This is a genomic window from Sphaerimonospora mesophila, from assembly GCF_001417795.1.
Taxonomy (GTDB): Bacteria; Actinomycetota; Actinomycetes; order Streptosporangiales; family Streptosporangiaceae; genus Sphaerimonospora; species Sphaerimonospora mesophila.
Genome location: NZ_BCBX01000034.1, coordinates 252,711 through 278,713 on the forward strand (window position 1 = coordinate 252,711; position 26,003 = coordinate 278,713).

The window sequence follows — 26,003 nt, forward strand, 5'->3', positions numbered from 1 at the left end:
ACCGGGCGGCGGAGGAGGGCGGGCCCCCGGCGAGCGAGCCGTTCCGACGGCCGCCGGGGGCCCGTGGCGATCCCGGCCGTCTCATCGCCCGTCCGGCAGGGGAAGGTCGCGTAGCTCCGGCTTGCGGATCTTCCCGGAGCCCGTTTTCGGCAGCTCGTCCATGAACTCGAAATAGACCGGGATCTTGTACTTGGCCAGGCGACGGCGGAGGAACTCCCGCAGATCGTCACCGGTCACGCCGGCGCCCGGGCGGGGGACGACGAAGGCGCGGCCGACCTCGCCCCACTCCGCGTCCGGCACGCCGATCACGGCGGTCTCGGCGACCGCCGGATGTTCGAAGATCACGGCTTCGACCTCGGCCGGATAGACGTTCTCTCCGCCCGAGATGTACATGTCCTTGGCCCGGTCGACGATGTACAGGTGCCCCTCGTCGTCCAGCATGCCGATGTCGCCGGAGTGGAACCAGCCGCCCTCGGAGAACGCGGCGGCCGTCGCCTCCGGGTCGCGCCAGTACCCCGGGGTCACGTTCGGCCCCTGGACGAGCACCTCGCCGGGCTCTCCTACCGCCACGTCGGTGAGGTCGGGCCGGACCACCCGCACGTTGGCGAAGAACACCGGCACACCCGCCGAGCCCACCTTTCTCTCGCTCTCGCTCGCCTCGAGGAAGGTCGCTCCCGGTGCGGTCTCGGTGAGGCCGTAGCCCTGGCAGAAGACCAGGCCGCGCTCCTGGTAGGTCCGGATCAGCGCGGCCGGGATCGCCGCTCCTCCGGACATGAGGTTGCGCAACGAGGACAGGTTCGCCCCGGCCCATCGCGGTGACTGGGCGAACGCGGCGAACATCGTGGTGACCCCGAACATCCAGGTGATGCCGTACCTCTCGATGAGGTCGTAACACTCGTCCACGTTCCAGGACGGCGTGATCACCGAGCAGCCGCCCTTGAGGAAGGTCGGCAGCAGGGTCTGGTCGAGGGCCGCGACATGGAAGAGCGGGGCGCTGATCAGCGTCACCTCGTCGCTGGCGACATCGACGCCGATCATGATGTTGAAGCAGTTCCACACCAGGTTGGCGTGGGTGAGCATGGCGCCCTTGGGACGCCCGGTCGTGCCCGAGGTGTAGAGGATGAGCGCGGGGTCGTCGAGCGCCACGGGCACATCGATGGGCGTGGGATCGCCCTGGGCGAGCCAGGTCTCGAAATGCCGCTCTCCGGGCGCCGGCGACTCCAGCGCGACGACCTCCCGGAGCCCTGGGGAACGTGGCAGGGCGTGGACCACCTCGGCGCACTCGGGCGCGTAGATCAGGACCACGGGGCCCGAGTGATCCAGCATGTAGCCGATCTCCGGTGCCGTCAGGCGGAAGTTCAACGGGACGAAGATCCCGCCGAGGATGTGCGTGGCGAACATGGCCTCGGCGAAGGCCACGTGGTTGCGACCGAGGTAGGCGACGCGGTCACCGGTCTTCACCCCGGCCTCGCGCAGCCGCGAGGCCAGCCTGGTCGTACGCTCATGGACCTCCGCGTAGGTGACCGGCCGGTCCGCGAAGACGAACGCGGTGCGGTTCGGTGTCATCTGGGCCCGGCGGGCCGGCCAGCCTCCCAATCCGGCGTTCGGCATCATCGTGCTACTGACTCCTGTCACGAAGAGAGGTGGGCCCTCGACACCGCGGGGCGGAGCTGGACCTGGTCGGGGGGTGTGGTGAGTGCGAACACGACTCCTCATCGGGGAACGGGCCGGGACCTCGCTCCCTGGCCGGTGAGGTTAGGCGTGATCATTAAGACCGTCAATATCGCGAGACCGTCGATATCGCGCCGGACGTCGGCTCATGCGTAGTGTCGGTAGATCGCCCGGGCGACGCAGGCGGGCTTGTCCGCGCCCTCGATCTCGACGGTGAAGTCGAGCAGCATCTGCACGCCGTTCCCGGCGACCTCGTCGACCGACGCGACCCTGCCGGCCAGGCGGATCCTGCTGCCGACCTTGACCGGGGCGGGGAAGCGGACCTTGTCCAGGCCGTAGTTGATGCTCATCCGCACGCCCTGGATGTCGAGCAGTTCGTTGAAGAGCGGAATGATCAGGGACAGCGTCAGGTATCCATGGGCGATCGTGGCGCCGAAGGGCCCGTCCTTCGCCCGCTCGGGGTCGACGTGGATCCACTGGTGGTCGTCGGTCGCGTCGGCGAAGGTGTTCACCCTCTCCTGGGCGATCTCCAGCCAGTCGCTGTGGCCGAGGTCCCTGCCGGCCAGCGCCTTGATCTCGTCGAGTCCGTTCACCCTGGTCGTCATGGCCGGATTTCCTCTCTTCGTCTCTCCCATTGGTGTCGCTCACGCCCCCGCGGTCTTGGGCGCCGCCGGCGCGGGGATCCCGTACGTCTCCGGCTCGGCGCCGACGCCGGACTTCCAGGAGGCGGCGATGGCGTCGGCCGTCCACCCCCCGTCGGCGAACGCGACGGCCTTCTCCGCGGGATGGGACCACAGCGCGAGGCGGTCGCCGCCGATGCCGATCGCCTGACCGGTCACGTCCGCCGACGCGTCCGAGGCGAGGAAGACGATGAGAGAGGCGACGTCCTCGACCGTGCCCATGCCCTCGTCCTTGCGCAGCCAGTCGGGGAACGGCCGGCCGGTCCGCTCGGCCTCCTCGATGATCGGCGCGAAGGCGGGAATGGTCTTGGTCATCTCCGTGGCCGCCACCGGGACCACGGCGTTCACGGTGACGCCGGCCTTGGCGAGCTCCATCGCCCAGGTGCGGGCCATGGCGACGATCCCCGCCTTGGCGGCCGCGTAGTTCGTCTGACCGAAGTTCCCGCGTTGACCTGCGGGTGAAGAGACGAGGATCAGCCGGCCGCCGGTGCCCTGCTCGCGCATCTGAACGGCGGCCGCCCGGGCGCAGGTGAAGGTGCCGCGCAGGTGCACCTCGATCACCGTGTCGAAGTCGTCATCCGACATCTTCCACAGCACCCGGTCACGCAGGATGCCCGCGTTGGTGACCAGCACGTCCAGTCGGCCGAACTCCTCGACGGCGGTGGTGACCAGCCGATCTGCCGCCTCCGCCGATCCGACCGGGACGGCCACGTCGATGGCCCTGCCGCCGTCGCCGGTGATGGCCCGGGCGACCTGCGCGGCCGCTTCGGCGTTCACGTCGTTGACGACCACCGCCGCCCCGGCCGCGGCGAGCGCCTCGGCATACGCGCGGCCGAGACCGCGGCCCGCACCGGTGACGAGGGCCACCTTGCCGGACAGATCCATGAACTTCACCCTTCGACGTACGAAACGCACCATGGTCAAAACTAGGACAGTTCTGTAACGCTCGTCAAATTTTTGCCGAACATCTTCGGCCGGGACTACCCTCTTCCCGTGGCGCTCACCGAAGGGGACGGCCAGGCCGGTGCGGAGTCGTCCGCGCGCCCGCAGTCCCTGATGCTCAGCTTCCTCGGCATCTACCTGCTGGGGCGTGATGTCGCCGTCTACTCCGGCAGCATCATCGACGTGTTCGCCCGGCTGGACGTCTCCGAGGAGGCGGTGCGCTCGACGCTGGCCCGGATGGTCAAGCGCAACCTGCTCACCCGGCATCGGCAGGGACGGAAGATGTACTTCGGGCTCATGCCGCACGCGGCAGACGTGCTCGAGGACGGGCGCCGGCGGATCTGGGAGACCGGCGCGGTCAACCGTGACTGGGACGGCACCTGGACCCTGGTCGGGTTCTCACTGCCCGACAGCCGGCGGAGCATCCGCCATGATCTGCGTTCCCGGCTGGTCTGGGCCGGGTTCGGCCTGCTGCAGAGCGGACTGTGGATCGCTCCCGGCACCAAGGACGTCGGGGCCATGCTCGCCCCGCTCGAACTGGGCGATCTCGACCTGAGCGATCACGTCACCGTGCTGCGGGCGCGGGCGCTCGAGCCCACCGAGTCCGCCGACCTCGTCCGCAAGGCCTTCGACACCGAGCAGATCGCCCGGCGCTACCGGGCCTTCCTCGACCGCTGGGACACCCGGCATCCGCTGCCGGAGGTGACCGACGACCTCGCCCGCCAGTTGCTCCTGCACACCGACTGGCTCCGGCTCATCCGTCGGGACCCGCACCTGCCCGCCGTGCACCTGCCGCCGGAATGGCCGGCGATCCGGGCCGAGCAGGTGTTCCGGACCCTCGCCCACGCCTACGCCCCGGGCGCCAGAACGCTGGCCGACAGGGTCTTCGACGAGCTCGCCCGTTAGGCTTCGCCGACGCCGACGCCGACGCCGACGCCGACGCCGACGCCGACGCCGACGCCGACGCCGACGCCGACGCCGACGCCGACGCCGGACGACGCCGACGTCAGACGGGGAACGCCAGCATCCGGAGCAGTTGGGCCAGCCGCTCGTGGTCCTCGGGCGCCACGCGGGCCCGCAGGCTCAGCTCCACCGCACGCGCGGACTTCCGCGCACGGGCGAAGAGATCCCGGCCCGCGTCGGTCGCGACCACGATGTTCGCGCGCCGGTCGGTGGGGTGGGTGCGCCGTTCGACCAGCCGTCGCTTCTCCAGCTCGTCGACGAGGGCGACGATCTGACTCGGATCGAGACGGAGGAACTCGGCGAGTTCCCGCTGCGATGGGGAGTGCTCCGCCGCCAGTGCGAGGACGGAGTACGACCGTGCCTTCAAGCCGTGCTCAGCGAGGGCGGCGTTCGCCGCGGCGAGCGCGACGGAGTTGGCGCGGGCGAGGAGAAAGCCCAGATCCTCGGCGAGCGAGCCGTCCCGCAGTCGGTCGGCTCCGGCCGGCTGCGGCTTCCCAGCGGCGGACATGATGACGATCATAGCAAGGCGCAAGTTCTATAATTGACATTCTCAACGGTTCAGCCCGGGTGGGCCCGTGTGGACCGCTTCCGGGAAGACGAGACGGACCGGCCCGACGTGGCGCTTCGGCGTTTGGGCGCGGTGCCGGCCGCGACGAGCGCGGCGAATTCGGCGGCGGACGCCTCGGCCAGCTCGCCGCGTACCTGCCAGTAGATTTCGCACGATCGCGGAGCCGGCCACTCCGCGTCCATGAACTCGCGCGGCAGCCTCGGGTCGGCCCGCAGGAGCGCGAGCCAATCCGCCACGAGCATTGTCCGTACGGTCAGGGCGCTCGGCGCGAGGGTCGCGGCGGCCGGGTCGCCCCAGACCTCGATGAAGGCGAGATGTTCGCGCCTTATCGCCTCGATGTCCCATGCCGCGCGGACGCTTTCGCCGATGGGAAACCCGGTGAGCTCGTGCGCGTGGAAGGCGAGGACGGCGCCGGAGGGCAGGTCCCGCCACAGCGGCTCGACCGAGGCGACGAGGTCGACCTCGCCGGGCGCGAGCCACAGCCCGTCGCGAATGGGCGCGAAGCCCTCCCACGTGAGCGTCGATCGCAACCTGTGGCGGATCGTCCGCTGGTCCTCCGGGATCGAGAACGTGACGAGCGTCCACCCCTCTCCCTGCGGATCGAAGGGCCGCGGGCCGCGGACGCGGCCCTTCGCCTCGCGCAGCACCGCCGATCCGTGCTCGGTCAGAGAGAACAGGATCTCCCGGCCTTTCCTGCTGCGCTCGAGGATGCCGCTGCTCACCAGGCGGTCGAGGGTCGCCCGGGTCGCCGGGGCGGCGACACCGGCGCCTTCGAGGACGCTGATCAGCACGCTCGCGCGGATCGGCCCGGCGAAGTCATCGACGACGTGCTCGCCGAAGAACGCGAGCAGTAACTGCTTCGGCTGGCGACTGCGCACAGCCCTCCCCTCCCGGCGAGTCCGTGACTGGGCGGTCACCGCGTCGGGCGCGGTGCCGAGGCCTCCCCGCGCTTGGCGCGCTGGATCTGCTCATAGACGTGGGTCCGCAGTTCCGTGAAGCGGGGCAGGGCCCGGGTCGTGACCTGATCGCGCTCCGGCCCGAGATCGATCGTGAGGTCCTCCTGCACCCACGTAGGCGACCTTGACAGTACTATCACGCGCTCACCCAGGTACACGGATTCGTCGATGTCGTGCGTCACGAAGAGGATCGACATCCCGCGGGTCGCGTGCAGCTCGCGGACGAGATCCTCCAGGTCCGCGCGGGTCTGCGCGTCGACGGCCGCGAACGGCTCGTCCATGATCAGCACTTCGGGTTGGTAGGCGATGGCGCGCGCGATCGCCACGCGCTGCTGCATACCGCCCGACAGCTGCCAGGGGTGGCTGCGCGCCGCGTGCCGCAGCCCCACCGCCTCGAGGGCATCGGTGACGAGCTTGTCGCGCTCGGCCCGGGACAGCTTCTTGTGCCGCAGTGGGAGGTCCACGTTTCCGCGCACGGTCAGCCACGGGTAGAGGCTGCGACCGTACTCCTGGAACACGAGGGCCATGGCGGGGGTCGGGCCCGTCACCGGCGCCCCGTCCATCTCGACGAGGCCGCTCGTGGGCGGGAGCAGACCGGCGATGCACTTCAGGAGCGTGGTCTTGCCGCATCCCGACGGTCCGACGATGCAGACGAGCTCGCCGGTGTTCATCGTGAAGCTGATGTCTCCGATCGCCTCGACGCTGCCCGCGCCGGTCTCGTAGACCTTCCGCAGATGCTCGACCCGCAGAAGGGTGCTGCGATCAGGCACGTTCGACCTCCCTGATTCCGTGATACCAGCGCAGGACGCGCCGCTCGACAAGCCCGAAGACCGTGGCGAGGAAGATGCCGACGAGGCCGAGGAGGAGGATGCCGCTCCACATCTCGGCGATGAGGTAGTTCCGCTGGAAGTAGGCGATCCGATAGCCGAGCCCGGAGGACGAGCCGAACATCTCCGAGATGACCATCAGGATCAGCGCGACCGAGAGCCCCTGCCGCACCCCCGCCATGATGCGCGGGCTGGCGGCGGGCAGGACGAGGAACCACAGCCGCTCCCACCAGGTGATCTGGAACGAGGTCGCGGTTTCCGTCATGACGCTGTCGGTCGCCCGCACGCCTTCGATCGTGTTCAGCAGGATCGGCCAGATGGCGCCGGAGACGATGACGACGACCTTCATCGTGTCGGTGATGCCGAGCAGGAGCATCCCGATCGGGATCAGCACCGGCGGCGGGATCGCGCGGAAGAACTCGAGCAGCGGCTCGAGGAGCTCGCGCAGCCAGCGGAAAAGCCCGATGACGGTGCCCGCGGCGATGCCGACGGCGGTCGACACGATGATGCCGATGGCGAGCCGGTACAGGCTCGGCAGCACGTCCTCGACGAACGCGGGGCCGATCCACGTGTCGGCGAGGGCCCCGAGAATCGTCAGCGGGCTGGGGAAGAACCGGTTGGCCGAGAACGTCGACCACAGGCCCCAGGCGCCCAGGAGCAGGAACGGCAGGCCGAGGGCGTGGAGAAGGCTCGAGACGATACGCCGCCACGCCAGGCGGCCCCGCGGTCCGAGGGCGATCGGTCGGGTGTGCGTGGTCAAGAGAGCTCCTCCCCTCGCACGGACTGATGCCAGCCCAGCGAACGGCGCTCGATGAGGCGGAAGACGAGGTTGACGAGCAGCCCGAGCATTCCGGTGACCACGACGAGGGCGTACATGCCGACCGCGTCTCCGGCGGAGCGGGAAAGTTCGATCATGCGCCCGAGCCCGAGGTTGCCGATCACCATCTCGGCGGTGATGGCGAGGATGAGCGCGACCGCAGCGGCGAGACGCAGACCGGTCATGAGGTAGGGGAGCGCGGTCGGCAGCACGAGATGCGACAGCCGCTCGCGGCGCGTGAGACCGAAGCTTCTGGCGGTGTCGCGGGCCACGGCGTCGACGTCGGCGACGCCGTAGATCACCTGCACGAACACCTGCCAGAAGGCCGCGAAGACGATGATGACGAGCGCGGACTGCATCTGGATGCCGAACATCAGCACGGCGAGCGGGATGAGGGCGACCGACGGGATCGGCCGCAGGAACTCGACCGTCGTGTGCGTGGCGCGACGCAGGAAGGGGACCAGGCCCACGATCGTCCCCAGCACGACCGCGGCGAGCGTCGCCACCGTGAGGCCGATCGCCCACGCTGTTATGGTGAGTCCCAGCCTGCGCCAGAACGCGAGGTCGCGCAGCTCGTCGACCAGCCGCACGGCGACGTCCGTGACGTACGGCAGGTACTCCGGGCTGATCAGTCCCAGGGTCGGGATCAGCTGCCAGACGAGGAGAAATCCCACTAGGCCGGTGACGCCGAGCAGCACCTTGCGCAGCGAACGCAGGCGTCGGCTGGGTCGGACGGGCATATCACTCCGTGGTCGGTCGGCGGCGGCACGCCCTCCCCGTTCTCGGGCCGAGGGAGGGAGGGCGTGAGCACGTTGGCTACTGCTGCTGGACGAGGCGGTCGAAGTCGGGCAGCTTGGTCAGGACGCCGTACTTCACGGCGAGCTCGGCGAGCTGCTCCTGACTCGCGCGGTCGATCTCCCAACTGAAGATCGGGAGCTTCACCGAGTCCGCGACCGCATCGGGAAGCTTGAGGTTGTCCTTGATGGCCTGACGGACGTCCTTCTCACCGGCGGGGTCCTGCGCCCACTGGAGCGTCTCCTTCATGGCCGCGGAGAAGTCCGCGACCAGGGCGGGGTCGGCGTCCATGCGCGCCTTCGCCGTGATCGTCGTGAGCGTCGTGAGGCCGGGGACGACCGCCTGATACGGCGCGACGATGAACGTGTCACCGCGGTCGCGCAGCTGTGTGACGAACGGCTCCGGCACCCAGGCCGCATCGATGTTGCCGGCCTCGAGCTGAGCCGGCACATCGGGGAAGGCGACCTCGACGAACTCGACCTTGGAGGGGTCGCCGCCGTCCTTCTCGACCGCGGCCATGATCGTCACGTCGCCGGCCGCGCCCAGGCTGTTGACCGACACCTTGTGCCCGGCGAGGTCGGCGGGCCGGCGGATGCCGGACTTCGCCGACGCCACGACGGCGTTGATGTCGTCGCCCTCCGGATAGGACGACGCGTAGTTGCCGATCATCACGACGCCGAGGTCCTGCAGGTCGGCGCGGAACGGACCGAACGGCTGACCGATGGCGAAGTCGATGTCGCCGTTGATCAGAGCGGGAATGGCCTGTGCGCCGCCCTGGGCGGGCAGCACCTCGACCTTGAGCCCGTGCTTTTCGAATATGCCCGCCTTGATGCCGCCCCACAGCGCGGCGGTCTCGGTGATGGGCAGGGCGGCGACCCGGACCTGGCGAAGCTCGCCGGAGGATGCCTGGCCGGGGGAGGCCTGACCGGACGGGGACGCATCGGAGTTCGTGCATCCGGCGATGGTGATCACGATACTCGCGATCAGCCCGAGGGCGACGGCGATTCTCTTCATTGACGAGGCCTTCCTGGAGGGGGGAGTTGATGTCAATGCGGCGGATGCCTCGGATCCACTGGGCGCGTCCTCGCCGTGTGGGTGGCGGCGCGCTTCGTGTTGGCCATGGTCGGCCAACGTACCTGAAATGTCAAGGAAATCTAGACGCCCGTCATGAATAAGTTGAATGACGCTCGTCCGCAGGTCGATCGGGGTGCCGCCCGCGGCGGGTGGCGCCCGGCGGCATGGGCGTGGCCGCTCCTCGTGGCCGTTCCTCGTGACCGCTCCTTGTGGCCGCCGGATGCGCGGAGTTCCGATGCCGGTGCGGCCGAGGCGTGCCCGCCGGTACGGCGAGGCGTGATGCTTGACACTCTCAACAGTTGAGTTCATCATGCGAATGCCGTCACGCCAGCCTCATGGCGGCGATCTCGAGACATCGGTCCCCTGATGACGATGTCGAGCAGGAGGGAACTCCAGTGCAATGCCGCAGAAGAATCACCGTCGCTTAAAGGTCGCGATCACCGCGGTCATCAGCTGTATCGCGGCCATGACGCCCACGATCGCTTCGGCCACCCCCACCTCATCGGCCGCGCCCCCTCAGAAGACCTTCGACGTGGAGGTCGTGTCCGGCCGGCCCGACATGATCAGCGGTGGTGACGCTCTGGTGCGCGTCGCCGTACCGCGCAACGTTCCGCCGCACCAGGTGCGGATCAACGTCGACGGCCGCGATGTCACCGCCCGGTTCCGTCCGGTCGAGGACGGCCGGACGTTGCTCGGCCTGGTGGACGAGCTGGCCCTGGGCGACAATCTGCTCGAGGTCCGCTCCAACGGGCAGGGGAAGGGCCGGCCCACCGCCACACTGACCCTGGTCAACCACCCCGCAGCGGGTCCGGTGTTCTCCGGACCGCACATCAAGCTCTTCTGCACCGCGTCGGGCAGCCCCTGGAACCTGGGGCCGGTCGACGAGGACTGTCACGTGGCGAAACCGCAGGTGACCTACCGATACCGGACCACCGCCGGCGGCTTCGCCGACCTGCCCGACGGACCGCTGCCGGGCAACCTCGCCACGACCACCACCACGAGCGGTGAGACCGTCCCGTACATCGTGCGGATCGAGCGCGGCACCATCAACCGGGCGGTGTACGAGATCGCGATGCTCCACGAGCCGGGCACTCCGGCGCCCGACCCCTGGACGGCGACCGCCGGCTGGAACAACCGGCTGGTGTACACCTTCGGCGGCGCCTGCGGCATCGGATACACCCAGGCCACGAGCACCGGCGGGGTGATGGACGACACGCTGCTGAGCCGCGGCTACGCCGTCGCCAGCTCGACGTTCAACGTGTTCGCCAACAACTGCAACGACGTCACGTCGGCCGAGACCGCCATGATGGTCAAGGAGCACTTCAGCGAGACGTACGGCGTGCCCGACTTCACCATGGGCTGGGGCGGCTCGGCCGGCACCATGCAGCAGCTGCTGATCGCCAACGGCTACCCCGGCATCATCGACGGCGTCATCGGTCAGATCGGCTACCCCGACGAACGTTCGACGACGGTCAGCGGGCACGAGTGCCGATTCGTCACCCAGGCGGCGGCCGCCGCCGGGCTCTCGACCGCTCAGCGCACCGCCGTGACCGGCTTCGCCAGCCCGAACACCTGCGGCGGCTACCAGTTCTTCGACAGCGTCGACTGGCCCGCCACCTGCCCGGGCCACGTCCCGGCGGCCTACCGCTACCACCCGGTCGACAACCCGAGCGGCATCCGCTGCGCCATGGCCGATTTCATCTCCAACGTGTACGGCGTCGACGAGACGACCGGCTTCGGCCGCCCGATCATCCCCGACACGGTCGGCGTGCAGTACGGACTGGGGACGCTCAAGGAGGGCGTCATCAGCCCTGAGCAGTTCGTCACGCTCAACGAGCGCATCGGCGGCCTGGACGTCGAGGGCAACCGTACGCCGCACCGCACCTCGGCGAACGTCGACGCGATCGAGGTGGCGTACTCGACCGGCCGCGTCAACCAGTTCGACGGCGGTCTGCGGTGGACCCCGATCATCGAGACCCGCGGTTACACCGACCCCGGTGGCGACTTCCATGACCGGTTCCGGTCATGGACCATGCGGGAGCGCATCGTGAAGGCCAACGGCAACGCCGACAACCACATCAGCATCACCAGCTCGCCGGGTGCCGCCGCCAACGCCGCCCAGGTGCGGGCGCTGGCGGACATGGACGCGTGGCTGACGGCCCGGGCCGCCTTGGCGGCGACCCGTCCGGGCCTGGACGACGCCGAGCTGACCCGCATGTCCCGGCCGGACGGACTGGCCGACGGCTGCATCGCCCCCGACGGGGAGCGCATCGTGGAGGAGCTGACGCTCGACCCGGCGGCGCGGTGCAACGAGCTGTACCCGTACCACCGCAACCCGCGGGTGGTCGCCGGCGGGCCGACCAGCTCCGACGTGCTCAAGTGCCGGCTGCAACCGCTGGACCGCGCGGCCTACCCGGTGACCTTCACCGACGGGCAGTGGCAGCGCCTGCGGGCGGTCTTCCCCGACGGCGTCTGTGACTGGTCGCAGCCGGGCGTCGGGCAGGTGCCGCTCTCGGCCACCTGGATCCGCTTCCAGTAGTCACGCCGACGACCGGGCGGTGCCACGATGGCGCCGCCCGGTCGCCATCGGCAGGAGCCGTCGACGATCCTCCGGCGTCCAGCGACGCGATTCATGACCGGTCCGGAGACGAGGTAGCGGCCTCCCAGACGAGCCCCGCCAATTCGGGATGGACGAGGTTGGAATGCGCGCCGTTCAGGGAGAGGCCACCGACGATCACGTCGCTGCCCTCCACGTTGTGACAGCGCCCCGGCTCGATCCGGTAGCGCAGTTGCCCGGGCCGGGCGGTCAGGTCGACGGCTCTGTCGCCCAGGCCGGCCAGTCCGTAGCTGCCGGCCGCTCCGTACCGCGGTAACCTCCGCGTACTGCGCCCCAGACGGTTGTCGTGTCCGGCCTTCGCCGCGGCGCGGAAGAACCACCGCAGCGCCAGGTCGTGCCTGGACCTGGTGGTGATCACGGGACCGGCCACAAGCTCGCCCTTCGTGATCGGGTGGAAGTAGCCGGACCTTCCACTGTCGGGGATGACGCCGGCGAACGACCACAGCGACAGCGCCCCCTGCAGCAGGGTGAGGGAGTGCACGGGCGCGAGCGGCGGCCCGCCGTCCGGTGGCCCCTGCAGCGCACTGGCGCAGACGATGCCGCCGAAACTGTGGCCGATCAGGTGGAATCGGACCCGTTTCTCGCGATCCGCCTCCTGCAGGGTCCGGAGCAGCCGATGGACACCGGTGCTCCCGACGTCGAGGGCGCGGCGCTTCATCTTCCAGAAGCCGGTCACCCACAACGGGGCCAGCAGCGATCGCAGGGGCCCGGCGCCCGCCCCGCGCCAGAAGGTCTTGAAGTCGGCGAAGATGCGCGCGGCGTCGAAGGATTCACGATCGTCGCCGGGAGCCGCGCCGACCTTGTCGGCACGCAGGCCCGATCTCTCGTCCAGGCGGTTCAGGCGGGCCTCGTCGGCCCTGGACAGAACGTCGGGGTCGGGGGTCGCCTCCGCCCGCAGCAGCAGCGGCCACAACTCGTCCGCCGCGGACGGATCCCCGATGAGCTCTGTGTAGAACGCGACCCTCTGCTCGATCGACGACAGCGTCCGCTGGTCCTCCCAGGGCGCGCTCGGCCAGTGAACTCCGATCAGGAGCGGCCGGAACCCGGGACGGCGCCGCCGGATCTCCGCCTGCCGTACGAGGTAGTACTCCGTCATGACCCGCACCCACGCGTGGTAGGACTCGAGCGCCTGGGACCGGTCGTTCAGCCAGCCATGGCTGAAGACGAAGACATCGGTGATCGGTTCGTCGTCCCGGCGCACCGCCTCGACCAGGCCGGCGAGCAGGTCCCGCCGGTCGCGGGGCTCGCCGCGCGAGTCGAATGAGAGCAACGTGAAGGCGGGATACGGTGTCGCGGCCGCGTGCGGGACGTTCAATTCGCCCTACCTCAACCGAGCCCGTAGAGCTCGAAGGCGGCCACCGTGTTGAGCCCGGCCGGTTCGCCCGCCACCCTTGCATCGCCGCCCCGGAGAAAGCGGTGCCGCGCCGCGTTGACGGCACGTGCCCGCAGGTTCGTCGCCGCCGTCGCACCGTCGCCCGCCTGTCGGCTCAGTTCCAGGTACTGCGCGACCACTTCGTTCGCGAAGGCGATCGCCTGAGGGGCGAGCACCGGCCACCGGCAGGCGAGCACGGCCCGGGCGCGGTGCAGCGCCAGCCGTACGCACAGGCCCTCGACGTCCTGGTCCTCGGTCTGCTCGAGCCTGCCGACGGAACAACTCGCCAGGAGGAGGAGGTCGACGTTCCGCCAATCGCAGCCGTCACCTCGCCAGAGCCCGTCGGACAGTTCGATGCCCGTCTCGTGGGAGCTTCCGTGCCCGCACACGGTGACGGTCCGGAACGTGTGGCGCCCGTCCGTGGCCGCCCGCAGCCCGCCCGCGGCTCCGGGAGGAGTGTGCGCCGCGTTGAGACAGGTCATCATGTGGCGGCGGGCGAGCCGGCGCTGGCCTCGGTGCAGCCACTTTTCGAACTTTCCGGCCGGATCGCCCGGATCGAAGTACGAGGTCGCCAGCATCCGCGCGGAGGGCACGGCGAACCGCGCGTCGAGACGCGTCTGCATGATCGTCAGGAGCAGGGAGAGCGAGACGCGCGTGGACCGCACGCGCGAGTAGAGCGGTACGCCGGGCGCGAGCGGATAGTGGGCGGCGGGAACCGACTGCAGCACGTCCTCGAGCTGGAACACGACGTCGTCGCCGGGGTCCAGCCGCTCGGCCAGGGCGTCCAGGGACCAGACGTCGGCCACCTCGTCCAGGAAGGCGCGGGTGACGTGGTCGATCTCGTCGAGGCCGGTCCCCGGCTCGGGGCCGGAGGCGTGATGCGCCAGAATCCGTCCCAGCCCGGCGATCTCGGCGCCGAGGCGGTCCGCGGAAGAGTCCCTCGACAGCAGGCCGCGCAGCCGGCTCCCGAGCCGTTCCTCCTCCGCTATCGACGACAGTGGGGAGTCGAGGCGCGCGAGAGCCTGGTCGATCTCCGCCCGGTGGCCCCGGTCCGCCTCGTCTGAACCAGCGGCGACAGCGTCCAGTGCCCGCGTGATCGCGGCCGCCGCGTCCGAGAGAACACGGACGAGCATGCGCGCGGCGTCGGTGTCGCCGCCCTGCCAGGCCGACGACAGAAGCAGCCCCAGGTCGTAGCGGAAGGCCGCCCAGTGGAGCCGGGTCGCGTCGCCGGCATCGCCCACCCCCGACGCCGCCACCCGCACGGTCCCGTCGCCCCGGGTGCGCAGCGCGGCCCAGACCAGCGCGCCGTCGGCGCGGAAACCGGCCCGCACCAGCATCGCGCCGTCTCCGAGCGTCTCGGCGAGGAGCCCTTCGGTGACGCCGGCGCGGACTATCCGCGCAGCGTCGTCGAGCCATTCGTCCGGCGGCGGATGGCGTTCGTCTGACGTCGTCCGGGCCGACTCCGCAGGGCGGCGCCGATCGTGCCGCGACCGCAGAAGGGAGAGCAGGTCCTCGTCCCGGCAGGAGGCGGGGTCGGGCAGGTGGCTGTCGTGCTCCACCGGTTCCGGCTCGTTCAGCGGCCAGCGGTCCTCCGGGATCTCGGCCGGCGGGATCGGCTCCACCGTGGTCAGCAGGAACTCCTCGAACAGGCGGCGCTGGCCGAGCTCCGCGTCCCAGAGTTGCGCCTGGAGAATCCGCGGCTCGTCGTTCGGTGACACGGTCCCGGTCGTGCTCCATCGGTCGCCCACCTGGAGGATCTGCCGACGCAGGTCGTCGATGTAGCCGATGAATTCGCGCCGGTCCGCCATCTTCATGTCATCGAGGAGAAGACTTCGCCGCAGGTAGCGGACGGCCTGCTCGCACAATCGCCAGGAGAAGCCGGGATCACGGGCGGACAGGTTTCTCAGCCAGTAGGCCAGGAGCGGGATCATGTGCGGTACGGCGGGATCGCCGCCATCGGGAACGTGCCAAAGATCGTCGTAGCCGCGCACGTACCAGTCCGCGATGAGGTGACCATGCTCCACGTGACCGAGCCGTCCGAGGTCGAGGACGAGCGAGAGCACATAGGCGGCTCGGGTATCGATCTGAGCGCGAGCCAGCCGGTGCTCCAGCTTGGGGCCGAAGCGTTCCGGGCTCGCCAGATCCGCCTCCCGGAGCCCGCTGTCGGCTTCGATCAGCGCGAGCGCGTCCTGGACACGGCCGTCCTCCACCAGGATGCCGCTCCAGACCCGCCACGTCGTCAGCCCGACGTCGGCCGGGTAACGCGCGCAGAAGTCTCGCCAGACGCGGCCGAGTTCGATCACGTCTCGGTAGTCGCCGGTGCCGACGTACCACTCGATCAGGGCGAGGGCCCTGCTCCTGTCGATTCCCTCCAGCTCGCCGGCGATCGCCATGAGAAGCAGCACACCCGCAACGGGCGAGGTGAGCCTCCGCAGCCATGGTCCCAACCGGGCCTCGAGATCCCCGGAGGACCGGTAGTCGCCGGGCCGTAGGCCGAGATGCCGTTCCAGCGCGGCCACGCCGGTGCTGCCGATCCCGAGATCGGAGAGGCTCGCCGCCACCAGGCCCAGATAGGCGGCGGTCCCGTCGGGGGAGACGTCGCGAAGGCGTCGCGCCAGCTTCACTTCGAGATCCGCCACGCATGCCTCGGGATCACCGAGCGATTCGACGTCCAGCGCGAGGTCGGCCCGCAGCAGCGCGACGCTGTCGGAGTTCCGGCCGGCGACCCCCAGGGAGCCGGCGAGCTCCAGGATGAGGATCACCTGAAAGTCGGCGGGTATTCCGCTGACGCGCTCGCGCAGTTTCTCGAGCAGGTGGGGGATGTCCCGGTAGTCGCTGTTGCGTAGATCCAGGAAAACCTCGAGGACACGCAGCCCTTCGTCGTTCCGGCGCACCATTCCGAGAGCACCGACCAGCGAGATGGCGTACATGGCGGCGGGCGTCGGAAACAGGCGGTCGAAGTGGTCGCGCAGCCGCTGCCGGCAGTCCGGTGCGCCGTAGTCCGCGCCGGCCAGGCCCGTTTCGGCCTCCAGCATGTCGAGCAGAGCCTGCGGGTCACCGCCCATGACCATGCGCCCGGCCCTCCTGAGCAGCAGCATCACCCGGATCTGCCGGACGATCGAGCTTCCCGGAATCCGCCATCGCACGTTCCTACCACCACCGATTACTAAGCTTCCGCGGGCCGAATCCGGAGGGAATTCCGACCTGTCCTCAACCATGGTTCTTGCCGGAGCTGATTTCGATTGTCGTCGACCACGCGGTAGACGGCCTGAAATAGGGGACAGGCATCGGCCGCGCGCCATCTTCGCCGCGATCAGTTCATCTCGCCTGCACGATAATCCGGCACTCCGCCTACTGCCTAGAGTTCTGGAGCCGGACCTTGATGAGGTGGTGCCGCTTTCGACCCGGCCGAGCCCTGTCTGGTCGGCTGACTGAATCCGAATGGGGCTGAACCCGTCGCGACTGGGCCCGGCGGGCGGGAGCGGCCGGGTGCGTTCGGGGTCGCCGGACGGGCGGACGGATGACGGCCCGGCGGAGTCATATGACTCCGCCGGGCCGTCTCGCTCACACTCGTGACCAGCCGCGGAAGCCCGGAGCGGCGTGATCGACCGCGAGGTGAGCGGGTATCGGTGGACCCTCGCCGAGGTCGGTCGGCGGTGCCGGCGAGGGCCGTTCACCGTGGGGTCAGGCGTGGGGTCAGACGCGGGTCCACTGCTGGTTGGTGCCGCCGTGGCAGGTCCAGATGTGGATCTTGCTGCCGTTGGCGGTGCCGTACTCGGCGACGTCCAGGCACTTGTTCGCGCCCACGGCGGTGATGGTGCCGTCGGCGTTGAACCGCCACTTCTGGTTGTTCTGCCCGTTGCAGTCCCAGATGGTCACGCCGGTGCCGTCGGCCGTGCCCGCGCCGTAGACGTCCAGGCACTTGTTGCCGTACACGCGCAGCTCACCCGAGCTCGTCGAGGTCCACTGCTGGTTGGACTGGCCGTGACAGTCCCAGATCTGCACCTGCGCCCCGTTCGTCTGGGAGTATCCGGCGACGTCCAGGCACCGGCCCGACCCCACACCCTTCAGGGTGCTCGTGCTCCCCGAGGGCGAAGGGCTGGAACCGCCGGGGGCGCCGATGCTCCCGGGAACCGACTGCAGCGCGGCGTACCAGGCGGCGGCCATCTTGTCGTAGCCGCCGGAGGTGGGGTGGATGCCGTCGATCAGGTCGGCGGTGGTCAGTTTGCCGTGCATGTCGACGAGGTGGACGCGCTTACCGCTGTTGATCTTGTTCTGCACGATCGCGGGGATCTGCGCGTTGAAGTTGCGTGCGGCGGCCTCCTGGCCGGGGTTCGACAGCGGGATGATCGTCGCGACGAACACCTCCGCGTTCGGTGCTGCGGCGGTGATGTGATCGATCAGTGTGGACAGTCGCTGCGGTGCCCCGGACACGTTGTAGTTCTGCAGGATGTCGTTGGTGCCGATGTGCAGGAGCACGGTGCGTGGGGTGTAGGTCTGCAGCCAGCGGGTGATGTTGGCGTCGATCTGGTCGATCCGCCAGCCGGGGTGTCCCTCGTGGTCGTGGTCGCCCAGGTTGCCCGGTCCGTTGAACTGCGACCCGACGAAGTCGACGGTGTATCGCCCGGCCGCCAGTCGCTGCCACAGTCCGATCCGATATCCGCCCGGCACCTGGGTGCCCTCGGTGATCGAGTCGCCCAGCGGCATCACCCGCACCCCGCCGTTCGACTCCGCCGACGCCGTGCCCACGCTCGTCACCACGGCGGCCGCCGCCAGCAGCACGGCCGCAAGCCACAGGCTCCAGGTGCGGATGATCCGCCTCGCATCCCTGCCGGCGTGGAGAAGAGTCCGGGACGGCGGGCCGAGGCGCGAGGGTGCGGAGCCGTGGTCGCCGCTCCTGGTGGACGAGTGGACGGGTCTGTCGTGCATCTTTTTCTCCTTGGGGTGTGGAGAAACGACGGGAGTGGCCGGCACTGGGTGGTGTTTCAGGCTGCGGGGAGAACGAGGAAGAGATCGGACGATAATGTGAGCGCTAACATTCGGTGCGGCGGAGAATTTCTCGTGATCGAGTCATTCGTGAACGGCGATGCGCAGAGAGAACATGACGTCTGACGACCCTGTCAAGTCGTGCCGCCGGGCCCACACCCGCACAAGAGCGTCGGCCGCCTGTCCGGCCGGGGGTGACCCCATCCTCGGGCCGGAAACCCGTGAAACTTTCATCCATGCCCGCGGTCGTCGGCAAGTGCACACCGGCGAACTGGTGCGTACCGATCACTCCGTCCCCGCCGCCCTGGTCCACGGCGTCGTCGCACCCGACCGCGCGCGGCCGGGCCGTGTTCGCCCATGCGCAGCCGGCGACCTCGGCGACCGAGCGGCCCGCGCCGATCCGGCTGCCCGGCCTCAACCCCGACGCCGACTATCGGGTCGAGGCGATCCCCGGCGTGGTGTCGGGGCCGGTCGACCGGTGGCCGGCCTGGACGGCCGGTGACGTACGGCTCACCGGCAGGGCCCTCGCCATGATCGGCCTGCCCGCCCCGCCGCTTCACGACCGGCCGGGCACCGCGTTCCTGCTGGAGGCGATCCGGGTCGGCTGAGGCCGGAGGTTGAGGCCGGAGGACGAGGCATTGTCGAAAACCTTTTCTGCCAGCATCCGATGGGCTCCGACCCCTCTCCGCATGGGGTCCGACCGTTGACAGTCTCCCGGCTTTCTCTTAGTTTACGAAAACCTTTAGTTTCGTTTTCTAAGGCGTCGCCGGGGAGATGCCGGGAGGAGAGGGTCATGTCACCACGTTGGCCTGCCGCCGCCGCTCTGGCCATATTGTTAACGTTGACCTCCGCCTGTGGCGGCGACGGCGGTGAGCAGGAGGACGGCGCCGCCGTCACCATCACCATGTGGACCCGGGCCGCCACCCAGGCGCAGAGCGAGCGCCTGGTCGAGGCCTACAACAAGAGCCACAAGAACCAGGTCAAGCTGACCGTCATCCCGACGGACAACTACCAGCCCCGCATCGCGGCGGCCGCGGGCGCCAGGCAGCTGCCCGACGTGTTCGCCTCCGACGTGATCTTCGTACCCAACTACACCTCCCAGGGGCTCTTCCTCGACATCACCGACAGGATCGACGCGCTGCCGTTCAAGGACGGCCTGGCGCCCAGCCACATGAAGCTCGGCACCTACGAGGGGCGGCGGTACACGCTGCCGCACACGCTCGACCTTTCGGTCTGGTTCTGGAACAAGGACCTGTACGCCAAGGCCGGCCTGGACCCGGAGAAGGGGCCGAAGACCCTCAGGCAGTTCGCCGAGCAGGCCACCGTGATCCAGGAGAAGCTCGGCGAGGACGGCAAGGTGCACGGCACCTTCTTCGGCGGAAACTGCGGCGGCTGCTACGTCTTCACGTTCTGGCCCTCCGTCTGGGCGGCCGGCGGCGAGGTGATGAACCCCGAGGGCACCACCTCGTACAACCACCGGCCGCCCATGATGAGCGTGTTCGAGATTTACCGTGACCTGTACGCCAAGGGCGTCGCCCCGTCCTCCGCCAAGGAGGAGCAGGGCCCGACCTGGACGGGCTTCTTCCCCAAGGGCGAGATCGGGGTCATGCCGATGCCCTCCACCACCCTGGGCACGATGCCGCCCGACATGAAGATCGGCGTCACGCCCATCGCGGGGCCCGACGGCGGCGAGTCCACCTTCGTCGGCGGCGACTCGATCGGCATCTCCGCCACCAGCTCGCACCCCGACGCCGCGTGGGAGTTCCTCGAGTGGACCGTCTCGGACGAGGCGCAGGTCGAGGTCATGGCCAAGAACAAGGACGTGGTGGCCAGGACCGACCTGGCGGACAACGAGTACTCGGCGGCCGACCCCAGGGTCGTGCTGATCAACTCGCTGGTCGCCAAGGGGCAGACGCCGTACGCGCCGCGCTTCGGGCAGACCTACAACGACCCGCAGGGGCCGTGGCTGCGGCTGGCCCGCGAGGCCGTGTTCGGCGACCCGACCAAGGTCTCGCAGCTCAACGCCGAGATCGACGAGTCGCTGCGGCAATGACGGTGACGATCACGAGACCCACCGGGACGTGCGGCGCCGCCGCGCCGTCCTGGTGGCGCGGCAGGAAGGCCATGGGCTGGCTGTACGCCGCGCCCACCGCACTGATCGTCGGCGTGCTGTTCGTGGCGCCGCTGATCCTGGTCGTGTGGATGTCGCTCAACCGCTGGCCGCTGCTCGGCGGGGCCACGTTCAACGCGCCGGACAACTACGTCGACATCGCCGACAACAGGCTCTTCCGTGACGCGGTCGGCTTCACGCTGAAGTACACGGTGATCACCACGGTCCTGCTGTCGGCGGTCGCGCTCGGGCTGGCGCTGCTCGTGCAGGAGCGCAGGCCCGGGGTCGGGTTCTTCCGTACCGCGTTCTTCCTGCCCGGGGCGGTCGGGTTCGCCGCCGCCTCGCTGCTGTTCTACGGCATGCTGAACAACGACTTCGGCCCGATCGACCCGATGCTGCGGGCACTGGGGATCACCAGCGAGCCGGTGAAGTGGATCGGCACGCCGAACATGGCGCTGTTCTCCACGATCACGCTGGTGCTGTGGCGGTTCGCCGGATTCAACATGCTGATCCTGCTCACCGGCCTGCAGTCGATCCCGGTCGAGGTGTACGAGGCGGCCAGGTGCGACGGCGCGACCCGCCGGCAGATCTTCCGCCGGATCACGCTGCCGCTGCTGCGCCCCACGATCGCGCTGATGCTCATCCTCAGTATCACCGGCTCGCTGCTCGCCTTCGACCAGTTCTTCATCTTCACCAACGGCGGGCCCGACAACAGCACGGTCTCCATGGTCATGGTGATCTACCGGCAGGCGTTCTTCCGCTTCGACCTGGGCGGCGCCGCCGCGCTGTCGACCGTACTGCTGGTCGCGCTGGTCGCGCTCAACGTGGTGCAGATGAAGGTCCTGCGGAGGTCCCCATGAGGTACTACACGACGATGACGGCGCTGGCCGTGCTGTTCCTCTTCCCGCTGGTGTGGAGCGGCTGGTCGTCGCTGGCCGATCCCGGCGGCTACCTGGAGATGGCCCGATACGGGGAGGGGCTGGCCACCTACGCCGCCAACAGCGTGCTGGTCTCGGCCATCACCGTGGCCGGCACCCTGGTCGTGTCCGCGCTCGGCGGCTACGCCTTCGCCCGCTTCGACTTCCCCGGAAAGAACCTGCTCTTCCTGGTGACGCTGGCGATCCTCATGGTCCCGTACGCGACCATCCTCATCCCGCTGTACGTCCTGCTCGGCTACCTCGGCCTGCAGAACTCCCCGGTCGGGCTGGCACTCGTGTTCGTGATGTTCCAGTTGCCGTTCGCGCTGTTCATGATGCGCAACGCCTTCGAGGCCGTGCCGCGCGAGCTGGAGGAGGCCGCCCTGGTCGACGGCTGCGCCACGTTCCAGGCCTTCCGCCGGATCCTGCTGCACGCCGTACGGCCCGGCCTGATCACCGTGGGACTGTTCGCGTTCCTCGCCTCGTGGAACGACTTCTTCGCCCCGCTCATCCTGCTGAACGACGGTGCGGACTTCACGCTGCCGGTCGCGGTCGTCAGCATGACGCAGCACACGTTCGGCGCCGTCGACTACGGCATGCTGCAGGCCGGCGTCATGGTCATGGCGCTGCCCTGCCTGATCCTCTTCGTCCTCCTTCAGCGCTACTACGTGCGCGGATTCATGTCTGGAGCTCTGCGTGGCTAGTCCCGTCCTGCCCTCCTCCGGAGTGCTGTCCCCTCTCGGCCTCGACGCGGTGCGGCCGGCCCCGGGCTTCTGGGGCGACCGCGTCGCGTTGAACCGCGAGGTCACCGTCGCCCACTGCCTGGAGTGGATGGAACGGGAGGGCTGGATCGGCAACTTCCGCGGGGAACGGCCCCCGCGCGGCAGGGAGTTCAGCGACTCGGAGATCTACAAGCTGCTCGAGGCCATGGCCTGGGCCGACCACCCGGCCCTGCCGGAGCTCGCGGAGACCGTGGCCCGGGCCCAGGAGAGCGACGGCTACCTCAACACGCGGTGGAGCGGCGAGCGCTACACCGACCTCGAGTGGGGGCACGAGCTGTACTGCTACGGCCACCTGATCCAGGCGGGCGTGGCGAGGCTGCGCACGCACGGCGAAGACCGGCTCACCGAGGTCGCGCGCCGGGCCGCCGACCACGTCTGCGACCGGTTCATGGCGGGCACGCAGACCTGCGGGCATCCCGTGATCGAGATGGCGCTCGTCGAGCTCTACCGGTGCACCGGCGCCGAGCGCTACCTGGAGATGGCCCGCAGGTTCGTCGAGCGCCGCGGCCTGCCCGCGCTCGCCGACATCCCGTTCGGCCGCGCCTACTTTCAGGACGACGTTCCCGTACGGCAGGCGCGGGTGCTGCGCGGCCATGCCGTACGCGCGCTCTACCTGGCGTCCGGGGCGGTCGACGTGGCCGTGGAGACCGGAGACCAGGAGCTGCTGAAGGCGGTCGAGGCGCAGTGGGAGCGGACGATCGCCACCAGGACCCATCTGACGGGCGGGATGGGCTCGCGCCACTCCGACGAGTCGTTCGGCGACGACTTCGAGCTGCCGCCCGACCGGGCCTACTCGGAGACCTGCGCCGGGATCGCCCTGATCATGCTGGCGCACCGGCTGCTGCTGGCCACCGGCGAGGTCCGGTACGCCGAGGCGGCCGAGCGGGTCATGTTCAACATCCTGGCGACCGGGGTCGCGGTGGACGGCCGGTCGTTCTTCTACGCCAATCCGCTGCAGGTGCGGGTGCCCGCCGCCCCCCGGGAGGGGGTGAACCAGGCGGCCGAGGGCGGGCTGCGGTCGCCGTGGTTCGCGGTGTCGTGCTGCCCGAACAACATCGCCCGCACGCTGGCGTCCCTGGCCGCCTATCTCGCCACCGCCGACGGCACGGGGGTCCGGCTCCATCACTACACCCCCGGTGAGATCCGCCACGGCGGTCTGGTGCTCCGGGTGGAGACGGGATACCCCTGGTCGGGCGGGGTCACCGTACGGGTCGTGGAAGGAGGCAGCGGACGGATCTCCCTCCGGGTCCCGGCCTGGGCGTCCGGCGCCCGCGTCGCCCGTGTTCCGGCCGAGAGGTCGGGGACGTCCGCCTCGTGGGGGCCCGCCGAGCCGGGCTATGCCGTACTGGACGGGGAGTGGCGGCCGGGCGACATGATCCGGCTGGAGCTGCCGATGGCTCCCCGATGGACGTTCCCCGACCGGCGGATCGACGCGCTGCGAGGGTGCGCCGCGGTGGAGCGCGGGCCGCTGGTCTACTGCGCCGAGTCGGTGGCGGGCGAGCCCCCGCTCGACGACATCGCCGTGCCGGTCGGCCCGCTGGCCGAGCGCGAGTACGGACACGTGGTCGAGGTGCCGGCCGAGATCGTCCCGGCCACGGGCTCGGCCTGGCCGTACGGGCCGGCCCGCCCGTACGCGCAGGCGGGGGAGCGGGTGACGCTGCGGCTGCTGCCGTACCACCGGTGGGGCAACCGGGGTCCCGCCACCATGCGGGTCTGGCTGCCCCTGTCCGACAGACATCCCCGCCGCCGGTGACACTTCCGGGAGAAAGCCCGGCGAAAAGCCACGACCATGCGGCCGCTCGCCGGCACCACGCGCCGCCCGGTAAGCGATCGGTTTTCCGCGGCCGTGGCCGTTATCGCGTTGGGGACCCGGTGAGTGATCGATCATGACGTTATCGCTCCGAAACCCGCGTTTTTCCAGCGACAACGTCATGATCGACGGCGACACCGCATCGAGGGGTGCGACACATCCGATGAATACGCACGAACAGGAAGCATCCACGGCGGCCCCACTGGCCAGGAGACCTCGCCGAGTGACCCCGGAAACGGCAACGACCCAGGACGTTCCACCTTGACGGAAGATGAGATCCCGTTCCATAGTTAGCCAGTCAACCCCGATCGACCCGTCTCCGGAGGTTTTATCGGACTGTACTGTTATCGCTAACATAGCCGTTAACATAACGCCATCCCTTTCTGTCCCTGCCGGGATGACGCAGGTCGGCGGGCATTCGTTCGCGTGCGTAAGTGGAAATGGCCGTCGGTCTCCTTCGGTCGATGTTCCATGCCCGGAAACCTCCGTCATTCGCGGCATCCCCCCTGAAAGGTAGAGGTCGATCATGACTTTACGATCCCGGCGTCTTGAAAGGACATTGCTGTCCGCGGGCGCGGCCGTCGCGCTCGTCGCCGGTCTACTCTCCGGCATCTCCACTCCGTCACAGGCCGCGACGTCGCAGCCGTGTGACATCTACGCCGCGGGCGGGACGCCGTGCGTGGCGGCGCACAGCACGACCCGCGCCCTGTACGGCTCCTACAACGGCCCGCTCTACCAGGTGCGGCGCTCCTCGGACAACGCCACCCGGGACATCGGCGTGCTGAGTGCGGGCGGCGTCGCCAACGCCGCCGCGCAGGATTCGTTCTGTGCCGGCACGACCTGTCTCATCAGCATCATTTACGACCAGTCCGGACGGAACAACCGGCTGACCCAGGCGCCCCCCGGCGGGTTCTCCGGCCCGGCCCCGGGCGGATACGACAACCTCGCGAACGCGACGGCGGCGCCGATCACGGTCGGCGGTCACCGGGCGTACGGCGTCTACGTGGCCCCCGGCACCGGTTACCGCAACAACAACACCAACGGCGTCGCGAAGGGCGACCAGCCGGAGGGAATGTACGCGATCTTCGACGGCACGCACTACAACGGCGGCTGCTGCTTCGACTACGGAAACGCCGAGACCAACAGCCGTGACAACGGCAACGGCACGATGGAGGCCATCTACTTCGGCAACAACAAGGTCTGGGGCTACGGCGCGGGCAACGGCCCCTGGATCATGGCCGACCTCGAGAACGGCCTGTTCTCCGGCGTCAACCAGAAGTACAACGCGGGCGACCCGAGCATCGGTCACCGGTTCCTGACCGCCATCGTCAAGGGTGAGCCGAACCACTGGGCCATCCGGGGCGGCAACGCGCAGTCGGGCGGCCTGTCGACCTTCTACAACGGAGTGCGCCCCAATGTCCCGGGCTACAACCCGATGAAGAAGGAAGGGGCCATCATCCTCGGCATCGGCGGCGACAACAGCGTCGGCGGCAGGGGCACCTTCTACGAGGGCGTGATGACGGCCGGCTACCCGTCCGACGCGACCGAGAACGCCGTGCAGGCGAACATCGTCGCCGCCGGATACGCGACGTCGTCGGGCGGCGTCCAGGACGGCACGCTCACCCCCGGCGCGTCGATCTCGCTGCGCGCCACGACGCCCGGCTACACCGACCGTTACATCCGGCACCAGAACGACGACGCCGTCACGTCAGTGATCACCTCGTCCAGCTCGTCCCTCGACAAGAGCGACGCCACCTGGATCGTGCACAGCGGTCTGGCCAGCGGCTCGTGCGTGTCGTTCGAGTCGCGGAACTACCCCGGCGACTACCTGCGGCACCAGAACTACCGGCTCCACCGGCAGACCAACGACGGCAGCTCGCTGTTCGCGGCCGACGCCACCTTCTGCCCGCAGACCGGCAAGAACGGCCAGGGCACGTCGTTCGCCTCCTACAACTACCCGACCCGTTTCCTGCGGCACTACAACAACATCGTCTACATCGCCGCCAACGGAGGCTCGAACGCCTTCGACAGCTCGTCGTACTGGGCCGACGACGTGAGCTGGGTCGTCAGCCGGCCCTGGGCATAGACACCCGGTGACCCGAGTGGGGCCGTCCCC

20 protein-coding genes are annotated in these 26,003 nt (G+C 69.4%); 8 read left to right on the plus strand and 12 right to left on the minus strand.

Going from position 1 to position 26,003, the window contains the following annotated elements:
- Positions 1 to 81 precede the first annotated feature (81 nt).
- The 3 genes from AP234_RS13215 to AP234_RS13225 form a co-directional block, all read right to left on the minus strand.
- Positions 82 to 1,614: an acyl-CoA synthetase gene (locus tag AP234_RS13215; RefSeq protein ID WP_235558151.1), complete on the minus strand. Its 1,533-nt coding sequence runs from the start codon at positions 1,612 to 1,614 to the stop codon at positions 82 to 84.
- A 203-nt stretch (positions 1,615 to 1,817) separates the two neighbouring features.
- A complete protein-coding gene (locus AP234_RS13220) occupies positions 1,818 to 2,276 on the minus strand; it encodes a MaoC family dehydratase (protein WP_055479915.1) in 459 nt (152 codons plus the stop codon).
- Between the two features lie 39 nt (positions 2,277 to 2,315).
- Positions 2,316 to 3,236, minus strand: coding sequence for an SDR family oxidoreductase (locus AP234_RS13225; RefSeq protein ID WP_055480085.1), 921 nt, complete (start codon positions 3,234 to 3,236; stop codon positions 2,316 to 2,318).
- Positions 3,237 to 3,344: 108 nt separating this feature from the next.
- Between AP234_RS13225 and AP234_RS13230 the strand changes: the two genes are divergently transcribed.
- Positions 3,345 to 4,199, plus strand: coding sequence for a PaaX family transcriptional regulator C-terminal domain-containing protein (locus tag AP234_RS13230; RefSeq protein WP_235558152.1), 855 nt, complete (start codon positions 3,345 to 3,347; stop codon positions 4,197 to 4,199).
- A 100-nt stretch (positions 4,200 to 4,299) separates the two neighbouring features.
- Here AP234_RS13230 and AP234_RS13235 read toward each other — a convergent pair whose 3' ends face one another.
- The 6 genes from AP234_RS13235 to AP234_RS13260 form a co-directional block, all read right to left on the minus strand.
- The gene (locus AP234_RS13235) at positions 4,300 to 4,764 is read right to left on the minus strand and encodes a MarR family transcriptional regulator (RefSeq protein ID WP_055480087.1); all 465 of its coding nucleotides are present in this window, start codon (positions 4,762 to 4,764) and stop codon (positions 4,300 to 4,302) included.
- 50 nt (positions 4,765 to 4,814) lie between these two features.
- A complete protein-coding gene (locus tag AP234_RS13240) occupies positions 4,815 to 5,702 on the minus strand; it encodes a PaaX family transcriptional regulator C-terminal domain-containing protein (protein ID WP_055479916.1) in 888 nt (295 codons plus the stop codon).
- A gap of 35 nt (positions 5,703 to 5,737) precedes the next feature.
- On the minus strand, positions 5,738 to 6,550 hold the full coding sequence (locus tag AP234_RS13245; protein WP_055479917.1) for an ABC transporter ATP-binding protein: 813 nt from the start codon (positions 6,548 to 6,550) through the stop codon (positions 5,738 to 5,740).
- Positions 6,543 to 7,367 (minus strand): ABC transporter permease, encoded by an 825-nt coding sequence (locus AP234_RS13250; RefSeq protein WP_083502061.1) that lies wholly within the window; start codon positions 7,365 to 7,367, stop codon positions 6,543 to 6,545. The genes AP234_RS13245 and AP234_RS13250 overlap by 8 nt, the downstream gene beginning before the upstream one ends.
- A complete protein-coding gene (locus tag AP234_RS13255; RefSeq protein ID WP_055479918.1) occupies positions 7,364 to 8,164 on the minus strand; it encodes an ABC transporter permease in 801 nt (266 codons plus the stop codon). The genes AP234_RS13250 and AP234_RS13255 overlap by 4 nt, the downstream gene beginning before the upstream one ends.
- A 76-nt stretch (positions 8,165 to 8,240) precedes the next feature.
- On the minus strand, positions 8,241 to 9,233 hold the full coding sequence (locus AP234_RS13260; RefSeq protein WP_055479919.1) for an ABC transporter substrate-binding protein: 993 nt from the start codon (positions 9,231 to 9,233) through the stop codon (positions 8,241 to 8,243).
- A 526-nt stretch (positions 9,234 to 9,759) separates the two neighbouring features.
- On the opposite strand from AP234_RS13260, the gene AP234_RS13265 reads away from it, so the two are divergent.
- Positions 9,760 to 11,832 carry a DUF6351 family protein gene (locus tag AP234_RS13265; RefSeq protein WP_152990393.1) on the plus strand — a complete coding sequence of 691 codons (2,073 nt, stop codon included), beginning with the start codon at positions 9,760 to 9,762 and terminating at the stop codon, positions 11,830 to 11,832.
- A 91-nt stretch (positions 11,833 to 11,923) separates the two neighbouring features.
- Here the strand turns inward: AP234_RS13265 and AP234_RS13270 are convergent, their stop codons facing one another.
- From AP234_RS13270 to AP234_RS13280, 3 genes are all read right to left on the minus strand, one after another.
- A complete protein-coding gene (locus tag AP234_RS13270; protein ID WP_055479921.1) occupies positions 11,924 to 13,225 on the minus strand; it encodes a hypothetical protein in 1,302 nt (433 codons plus the stop codon).
- 11 nt (positions 13,226 to 13,236) lie between these two features.
- A complete protein-coding gene (locus tag AP234_RS13275) occupies positions 13,237 to 16,428 on the minus strand; it encodes a hypothetical protein (protein WP_055479922.1) in 3,192 nt (1,063 codons plus the stop codon).
- Positions 16,429 to 16,978: 550 nt separating this feature from the next.
- The gene (locus tag AP234_RS13280) at positions 16,979 to 18,211 is read right to left on the minus strand and encodes an RICIN domain-containing protein (protein ID WP_152990394.1); all 1,233 of its coding nucleotides are present in this window, start codon (positions 18,209 to 18,211) and stop codon (positions 16,979 to 16,981) included.
- A gap of 293 nt (positions 18,212 to 18,504) precedes the next feature.
- Between AP234_RS13280 and AP234_RS13285 the strand changes: the two genes are divergently transcribed.
- The 6 genes from AP234_RS13285 to AP234_RS13310 all read left to right on the plus strand — a co-directional run bounded on the left by AP234_RS13285 (position 18,505) and on the right by AP234_RS13310 (position 25,973).
- Positions 18,505 to 18,876: a GH36 C-terminal domain-containing protein gene (locus AP234_RS13285; protein WP_055479923.1), complete on the plus strand. Its 372-nt coding sequence runs from the start codon at positions 18,505 to 18,507 to the stop codon at positions 18,874 to 18,876.
- A 233-nt stretch (positions 18,877 to 19,109) separates the two neighbouring features.
- Entirely contained in the window at positions 19,110 to 20,321 is a 1,212-nt protein-coding gene (locus tag AP234_RS13290) for an ABC transporter substrate-binding protein (protein WP_235558153.1), read from the plus strand.
- Positions 20,318 to 21,238, plus strand: a complete 921-nt coding sequence (locus AP234_RS13295; protein WP_055479925.1) for a carbohydrate ABC transporter permease — start codon at positions 20,318 to 20,320, stop codon at positions 21,236 to 21,238. The genes AP234_RS13290 and AP234_RS13295 overlap by 4 nt, the downstream gene beginning before the upstream one ends.
- Positions 21,235 to 21,999: a carbohydrate ABC transporter permease gene (locus AP234_RS13300; protein WP_200926500.1), complete on the plus strand. Its 765-nt coding sequence runs from the start codon at positions 21,235 to 21,237 to the stop codon at positions 21,997 to 21,999. The genes AP234_RS13295 and AP234_RS13300 overlap by 4 nt, the downstream gene beginning before the upstream one ends.
- Positions 21,992 to 23,830 (plus strand): beta-L-arabinofuranosidase domain-containing protein, encoded by a 1,839-nt coding sequence (locus AP234_RS13305; protein ID WP_055479926.1) that lies wholly within the window; start codon positions 21,992 to 21,994, stop codon positions 23,828 to 23,830. Before AP234_RS13300 ends, AP234_RS13305 begins: the two co-directional genes overlap by 8 nt.
- A gap of 583 nt (positions 23,831 to 24,413) precedes the next feature.
- The gene (locus AP234_RS13310; RefSeq protein WP_055479927.1) at positions 24,414 to 25,973 is read left to right on the plus strand and encodes an alpha-L-arabinofuranosidase B; all 1,560 of its coding nucleotides are present in this window, start codon (positions 24,414 to 24,416) and stop codon (positions 25,971 to 25,973) included.
- The last annotated feature ends 30 nt before the right edge of the window (positions 25,974 to 26,003 follow it).